Origin of the sequence: Streptomyces sp. MB09-02B, assembly GCF_033794485.1 — a bacterium.
GTDB lineage: Bacteria > Actinomycetota > Actinomycetes > Streptomycetales > Streptomycetaceae > Streptomyces.
In genome coordinates, this window is record NZ_JARGEE010000460.1 from 1 (window position 1) to 6,533 (window position 6,533).

Consider the following 6,533-nt stretch of genomic DNA (forward strand, 5'->3'; position numbering starts at 1 on the left):
GGCCGGGGCGGCCTTGCGCGGGGCGGGCTTGCCGCCGCCGCTGCCCTGCTGGAGGGCGTCAGTCAGTTTGCGTACAACGGGCGCCTCGATCGTCGAGGACGCCGAACGGACAAATTCACCGAGTTCTTGGAGCTTGGCCATGACGACCTTGCTCTCCACCCCGAACTCCTTGGCGAGTTCGTATACCCGGACCTTAGCCACTTCGCTCCTTTTTAGGTCCGGGTGCGTCCGGACCGTCGCTACTTCATGGGCGTACTCATCGCGTGCTCATCGAGTGCTCATCGCAATCTCGACCTACTTCCAACTCGCGGGGTACCAGGGCCGCACGGAGGTTCCGTGCGACACGTCTTACGGTGTTGCCTGCTCGGCAACTGTTGTCTGCTCCACGTATCGGCGCAACGCCTTTGTGTCGAGCGCTCCCTGGGCACGCAGCGCCCTGGTGAACGCCCGGCGGCGTACCGCCTGGTCGAGACAGACCTGGGCGGGGTGTACGTACGCACCCCGGCCGGGCAGCGTACCGCGATGATCGGGGACGCATTCGTCCTCGATCGCCACGACGCGCAGCAGTTCGGTCTTGGCCGCTCGCTGCCTGCACCCCACACAGGTGCGTTCAGGGCATGCGCGGGCACGCGTCCGGCCAGACACTGCTTAGTCTACCTCCCCGCAGCGACCTCACCCCTTTGGGGCAAGAATCGAACAGTTGCCGCGCATATAACTGACGTGATCTAAGCGACTTGCGGCCTGGATCTATTCCCTGCCTGCCGAGACGCCTACTGCGGCGCCTGCTCCGACGGCTGTTCGGTGTCCGGTCGGATGTCGATCCGCCAGCCGGTGAGACGGGCGGCGAGGCGGGCGTTCTGGCCCTCCTTGCCGATCGCCAGCGACAGCTGGTAGTCGGGCACCGTCACGCGCGCGGAGCGGGCCGCGAGGTCCACCACGTCGACCTTGGAGACCCGGGCCGGGGAGAGCGCGTTCGCCACCATCTCGGCCGGGTCGTCCGACCAGTCGACGATGTCGATCTTCTCACCGTTCAGCTCGCCCATGACATTGCGCACCCGGCCGCCCATCGGACCGATGCAGGCCCCCTTGGCGTTCAGGCCGCTGCGGGTGGAGCGGACGGCGATCTTCGTGCGGTGCCCCGCCTCGCGCGCGATGGCGGCGATCTCGACGGACCCGTCGGCGATCTCCGGCACCTCCAGGGCGAAGAGCTTCTTCACCAGATTGGGGTGCGTGCGGGAGAGCGTCACGGACGGGCCGCGCACACCCTTCGCCACCCGTACGACGTACGACCTGAGCCGCATGCCGTGCTGGTAGGTCTCGCCGGGGACCTGCTCCTGCACGGGCAGGATGGCCTCCAGCTTGCCGATGTCGACGAGCACGTTCTTCGGGTCGCGGCCCTGCTGGACCACACCGGTGACGATGTCGCCCTCGCGTCCGGCGTACTCACCGAGCGTGGCGTCGTCCTCGGCGTCCCGCAGTCGCTGCAGGATCACCTGTTTGGCGGTGGTGGCGGCGATGCGCCCGAAGTCCGACGGGGTGTCGTCGAACGCGCGTGCCTCCTGCCCCTCCTCCAGGTCCTCGGGGTCCTCCTTCGCCCACACGGTCACATGGCCGGTCTCCCGGTTGAGCTCCACGCGCGCGTGGCGGCGGCTTCCCTCTGTGCGGTGGTAGGCGATGAGGAGGGCCGCCTCGATCGCCTCGACGAGCAGGTCGAAGGAGATCTCCTTCTCCCGCACCAAGCCCCTGAGGGCACTCATGTCGATGTCCACGGCTACGCCTCCTCCTCTTCCGTCATGTCCTTCTGGTCCTTCTTGTCCTTGCGGTTGAACTCGACCTGGACGCGGGCCCTGTCGATCTCCGCGAAGGCGAGCCGGCGCGTGGTGGCCTTGCGGCCCTTCACTCCGGGCACTTCGAGGTCGAGGCCGTCGTCGTCCACGGTCAGGATTCTGGCGATCAGTTCCCCGTCCTCGCGGAGCGCGAACTTCACCAGACGGTCCACGGCACGGCGATAGTGACGGTGCTCGGTGAGGGCGCGCTCCGCGCCCGGCGTACCGACTTCCAGGGTGTACTCCGCCTGGCCCATCGCGTCCGTCTCGTCCAGCTTGGCCGAGAGCGCGCGGCTGACGTCGGCGACCGCGTCCAGATCCGCGCCCTCGTCCGAGTCGACGACCACCCGCAGCACCCGCTTGCGTCCGACCGAGTCCACTGCGATCTCTTCGAGATCGAGGCCCTGGGAGCGTACGAGCGGTTCCAGCAGTTCTCGCAGCCTCTCGCTCTGGGTGGTGCTCATCCGGGTGACTCCTCGGCCGCGTGTGCTGTTGTGGGTAGGGCGCGTGTCAGGTCAAAGGGTAGCCGCTCCGCTGGGGTGTTGCCGTCCACGAGTTCCCCGCGCCCCTAGCGGGGCACGGCGCGTTTCACGGGTACGGTGATCGCACCGCTTCTTTGTTCGTACGACCCCCCGAGGACGTCTGCTGTGTCGTTCAGCCTGTCGTCGCGTGCCCCGTCGGGGCCGCGCAGAAGGAGTTTGCTCGTCGGGGCCGCCGGTGCGGGGCTGCTCGCGGGGTGCTCGTCCGGTGGTGAGGGGTCCGACGGCGGGAGCGGTGCGTCGGAGGTGGAGCGGGCACGCGCGCGCGTGGCGCGGGACAGCGAGGGGCTCGCGGAGCGCTACGACCTCGTGATCGCCGCCCATCCGGATCTGGCCACGCTGCTTTCGCCGCTGCGGGCGGAGGTCGTACGGCACGCCGGGGCGTTCGGGGGCGTGAAGGGGGCGGGCGCGGGCAGGGCGAGCGCTTCCCCGTCGGGTTCGCCCTCCCCGTCGGATGCGCCGGCCTCGTCCGGTTCGCCGTCCTCCTCCGCCTCTGCTTCGTCCGCCCCCGTGCCGGACGATCCCGGGGCCGCCCTCACCGAACTCGCCACCGCCGAGCGGGCACTCGCCGACAAGCGGGCCAAGGCGTTGCTGCGGGTACCGGGCGAAGTCGCGCGGCTGATGGCCTCGGTGGCGGCGGCGGGTGCCGGGCACGCGTACGTGTTGACGGAGGGTGCGAAGTGAGCAGCGGGGAGCTGAAGGCGGTACAGGCGGCGCTCGGGGCCGAGCACGCCGCCGTGTACGGCTACGGCGTCGTCGGCGGCAAGATCGGTGAGGCACGGCAGCGCGAGGCCCGGGAGGCGTACGACGCGCACCGGGCCCGCCGGGACGAGCTCACGCGGGCCGTACGGGACCTGGGCGGCAAGCCCGCCGTGGCGGCCGCCGGGTACGTGTTGCCCTTCCAGGTGGCCGATTCCGAGTCCGCCGTGCGGCTCGCCGTCGAGCTGGAGGAGCGGGTGGCCGGCGTGTACTCCGATCTCGTGCGGGCGGCCGAGGGTGACCGGCGCGCCACGGCCGCGGAGGCGCTGCGGGAGGCGGCGGTGCGGGCGGTGCGATGGCGGGGCGGAAGCGTAGCCTTCCCTGGTCTCGCCGAGCGGACGGCCGCCGCCGGCCCGTCGGCGACACCGCACACCTGATCACGGCCCTGATCACGCTCCGGAAGGGAACGACTCGCACATGGCTCGCATGGCTTTCGAGGACTTCGAACCGCCGCAGCGGCTGGTGCGAGCGCTCGCCGAGACCCGACGGCCGGACGGCGGGGACGGGGTCGGAGAGTGGCTGGAAAGACTCCCCGAACTGGCCCAACAGGCCGTGAATCTACGCGAGTTGAGCGTCGAACGGGTACAGGCCCCGGGTGGCCGGAGCAGTCTGGTGCTGCTGGTGCGGCTCATCGACAACACGCCCGCCGTGCTCAAGCTGGCACCCGAGCGGGCCCGGCCGGAGGGCGAGCGGGCCGCGCTCGCGCACTGGGACGGGCGGGGGGCCGTCCAGTTGCTGAACCCCGGGGACAGTCACGGCGTACTCCTGCTGGAGCGGCTGCACCCCGATCTGTCGGTACGGTCGCTCCCCGAGGCGAAGGCGCTGCTGGAGGCCGCGGCGACCCTGCGTCGGCTGTGGGTCGAGCCGCCCGGGGCGCATGTGTTCGAGACCGTGGCCGAGCGGACGGGGCGACAGGCTGAGGCCATGCGGGTGGGCGCCGAGGCGGACTCCGAGGTGCGGGGGTTGGTCGACGCGGCTCTCGGGGTCCGTGCGGAGCTCCTGGATTCCGCGCTCGAGGAGCGGTTGCTGCACGGGACGTTCCGGCAGAGCAAGGTGCTGGCCGGGGAGCGGCTGCCGTGGCTGGCGGTGGGGCCGGATCCGGTGGTGGGCGAGTGCGCGTTCGATCTGGCCCGGCTGGTACGGGATCGGGTGGAGGATCTGATCGCCTCGCCCTCGGGGGCGGCGATCACCCGGCGGCGGGTGAGGAAGCTCGCCGAGTCGCTGGATGTGGATCAGGAGCGGTTGCGGGGGTGGACGCTGTTCCGGGCCGTGGAGTCGGGGGTTCGGGCTCGGCGGGTGGGACGGCCGCGGGACGCGGAGTTGTTGCTGGAGTTCGCGGGGTGGCTGTAGGGCGCGGTCAGGCGGTGGCCTGCTTGGCTGTGGCTGTGTGGCTGTGTGGCTGTGTGGCTGTGGGCTGCTTGCGGCTGCGGGTCGGGCTGTGGCTGGTCGCGCGGTTCCCCGAAGGCCTGACGGGGTCACCGCTCCCGCCACCCCGTCACATCACCCGGCGTTCGCGACATGACCGTTCCCCGACCGTGGTGACGTTCTTTCACGTCCCAAGGTCGGGGAACGGTCCGGAGAACCCGGATGCTCAGCGGTTCGTTCAGGCGGCGGTCAGGCGGTGGTCAGGCGGGCGATCGCCTCGTCCACCGTCAGCTCCTCGCGCTCACCGGTGCGGCGGTCCTTCAGCTCCAGGACGCCCTCGGCGGAGCGGCGGCCGGCGACCAGGATCTTCGGTACGCCGATCAGCTCGGAGTCGGTGAACTTCACGCCCGGGGAGACACCCGCGCGGTCGTCGACCAGGACGCGGAGGCCGGCCGCCCGCAGCTTCTCGGAGACGTCGAGGGCCAGTTCGGTCTGCAGGGCCTTGCCCGCGGCGACGACGTGGACGTCGGCCGGGGCGACCTCGGCGGGCCAGCACAGGCCCTTGTCGTCGGCGGACTGCTCGGCGAGGGCGGCGACCGCGCGGGAGACGCCGATGCCGTAGGAGCCCATGGTGACGCGGACGGGCTTGCCGTTCTGGCCGAGGACGTCGAGCTTGAGGGCGTCGGCGTACTTGCGGCCGAGCTGGAAGATGTGGCCGATCTCGATGGCGCGGTCCAGCTTGAGGCCGGTGCCGCAGTTGGGGCAGGGGTCGCCCTCCTGGACCACCACGACGTCGACGTACTCGCCGACCTCGAAGTCACGGCCCGCGACGACGTTCTTGGCGTGCGTGCCGGGCTTGTTGGCGCCGGTGATCCAGGAAGTGCCCGGGGCGACGCGCGGGTCGGCGATGTAGGTGACCTTCTCGCCGAGGCCCTGCGGTCCGACGTAGCCGCGGACCAGGTCGGGGCGGCCGGCGAAGTCCGCCTCGGTGACCATCTCGACGACGGCCGGGGCGAAGTGGGCCTCGACCTTGCCCATGTCGACCTCGCGGTCGCCGGGGACGCCGACGGCGACGATCTCGCCGTCGACCTTCACGAGGAGGTTCTTCAGGGTGGCGGAGGCCTCGACGCCGAGGTGCGCGGCGAGGGTCTCGATGGTCGGGGTGTCCGGGGTGGGGATCTCTTCGAGAGCGGGTACACCGTCGGCGTCCACCGGCTTCAACTCGAACGTGATCGCCTCGGTGTTGGCCGCGAAGTCGCACGCCGGGCAGTCCGCGAAGGTGTCCTCGCCGGCACCGGCCGGGGCGAGGAACTCCTCCGACTTGGAGCCGCCCATCGCGCCCGCCGTGGCGGCGCAGATGCGGTAGTCGAGGCCGAGGCGCTCGAACACCTTCTGGTACGCCTGGCGGTGCAGGGCGTACGACTGGGCGAGGCCCTCGTCCTCGGTGTCGAAGGAGTACGAGTCCTTCATCAGGAACTCGCGGCCGCGCAGGATGCCGGCGCGGGGGCGGGCCTCGTCACGGAACTTGGTCTGGATCTGGTAGAGGATCACCGGCAGGTCCTTGTAGGAGGACGCCTGGTCCTTCACGATCAGCGTGAAGATCTCCTCGTGGGTGGGGCCGAGGAGGTAGTCGCCGCCCTTGCGGTCCTTCAGGCGGAACAGCTCCGGGCCGTACTCGTCCCAGCGGCCCGTCGCCTCGTACGGCTCCTTCGGCAGCAGCGCGGGGAGCAGCACCTCCTGGGCGCCGATCGCGTCCATCTCCTCGCGGACGATGCGCTCCACGTTGGCGAGGACCTTCTTGCCGAGCGGCAGCCAGGTCCACACGCCGGCGGCCGTGCGGCGGACGTAACCGGCGCGGACGAGGAGCTTGTGGCTGAGCACCTCGGCGTCCGCGGGGTCGTCGCGCAGCGTCTTCGCCATCAACTGGGACATGCGCTGGACCGGTGCGTTCGCCATGGCTTCTCGTACTCCTGCCGGGATCGGGTGATGGCAGGAGGTTAGCCGGGGGGCCGGGGCCCGTGGAAATCCGGTGGTGGCGGTGGGG

The 6,533-nt window shown here is 70.8% G+C and carries 8 protein-coding genes; 3 read left to right on the forward strand and 5 right to left on the reverse strand.

Going from position 1 to position 6,533, the window contains the following annotated elements:
• From P1P70_RS37845 to rimP, 4 genes are all read right to left on the reverse strand, one after another.
• On the reverse strand, positions 1-201 hold a 201-nt coding region (locus P1P70_RS37845), incomplete at its 3' end, for a translation initiation factor IF-2 N-terminal domain-containing protein (RefSeq protein WP_319245848.1).
• A gap of 147 nt (positions 202-348) precedes the next feature.
• Positions 349-645 carry a YlxR family protein gene (locus P1P70_RS37850; protein ID WP_215449264.1) on the reverse strand — a complete coding sequence of 99 codons (297 nt, stop codon included), beginning with the start codon at positions 643-645 and terminating at the stop codon, positions 349-351.
• Positions 646-770: 125 nt separating this feature from the next.
• Complete coding sequence (gene nusA / locus P1P70_RS37855) at positions 771-1,769, reverse strand: transcription termination factor NusA (protein WP_045561383.1); 999 nt, start codon at positions 1,767-1,769, stop codon at positions 771-773.
• A 2-nt stretch (positions 1,770-1,771) separates the two neighbouring features.
• Positions 1,772-2,290 (reverse strand): ribosome maturation factor RimP, encoded by a 519-nt coding sequence (rimP, locus tag P1P70_RS37860; protein WP_319245851.1) that lies wholly within the window; start codon positions 2,288-2,290, stop codon positions 1,772-1,774.
• 234 nt (positions 2,291-2,524) lie between these two features.
• Here rimP and P1P70_RS37865 point away from each other — a divergent pair, with 234 nt between their 5' ends.
• Genes P1P70_RS37865 through P1P70_RS37875 form a run of 3 tightly spaced genes read left to right on the forward strand, consistent with a single transcriptional unit; the run spans position 2,525 to position 4,474 of the window.
• On the forward strand, positions 2,525-3,049 hold the full coding sequence (locus P1P70_RS37865) for a hypothetical protein (RefSeq protein WP_319245853.1): 525 nt from the start codon (positions 2,525-2,527) through the stop codon (positions 3,047-3,049).
• Positions 3,046-3,501, forward strand: a complete 456-nt coding sequence (locus P1P70_RS37870; RefSeq protein WP_319245855.1) for a ferritin-like domain-containing protein — start codon at positions 3,046-3,048, stop codon at positions 3,499-3,501. Before P1P70_RS37865 ends, P1P70_RS37870 begins: the two co-directional genes overlap by 4 nt.
• Positions 3,502-3,541: 40 nt before the next feature.
• Positions 3,542-4,474 carry an aminoglycoside phosphotransferase family protein gene (locus P1P70_RS37875; RefSeq protein ID WP_319245857.1) on the forward strand — a complete coding sequence of 311 codons (933 nt, stop codon included), beginning with the start codon at positions 3,542-3,544 and terminating at the stop codon, positions 4,472-4,474.
• Between the two features lie 264 nt (positions 4,475-4,738).
• Here the strand turns inward: P1P70_RS37875 and P1P70_RS37880 are convergent, their stop codons facing one another.
• On the reverse strand, positions 4,739-6,445 hold the full coding sequence (locus P1P70_RS37880; protein ID WP_319245859.1) for a proline--tRNA ligase: 1,707 nt from the start codon (positions 6,443-6,445) through the stop codon (positions 4,739-4,741).
• Between the last annotated feature and the right edge of the window lie 88 nt (positions 6,446-6,533).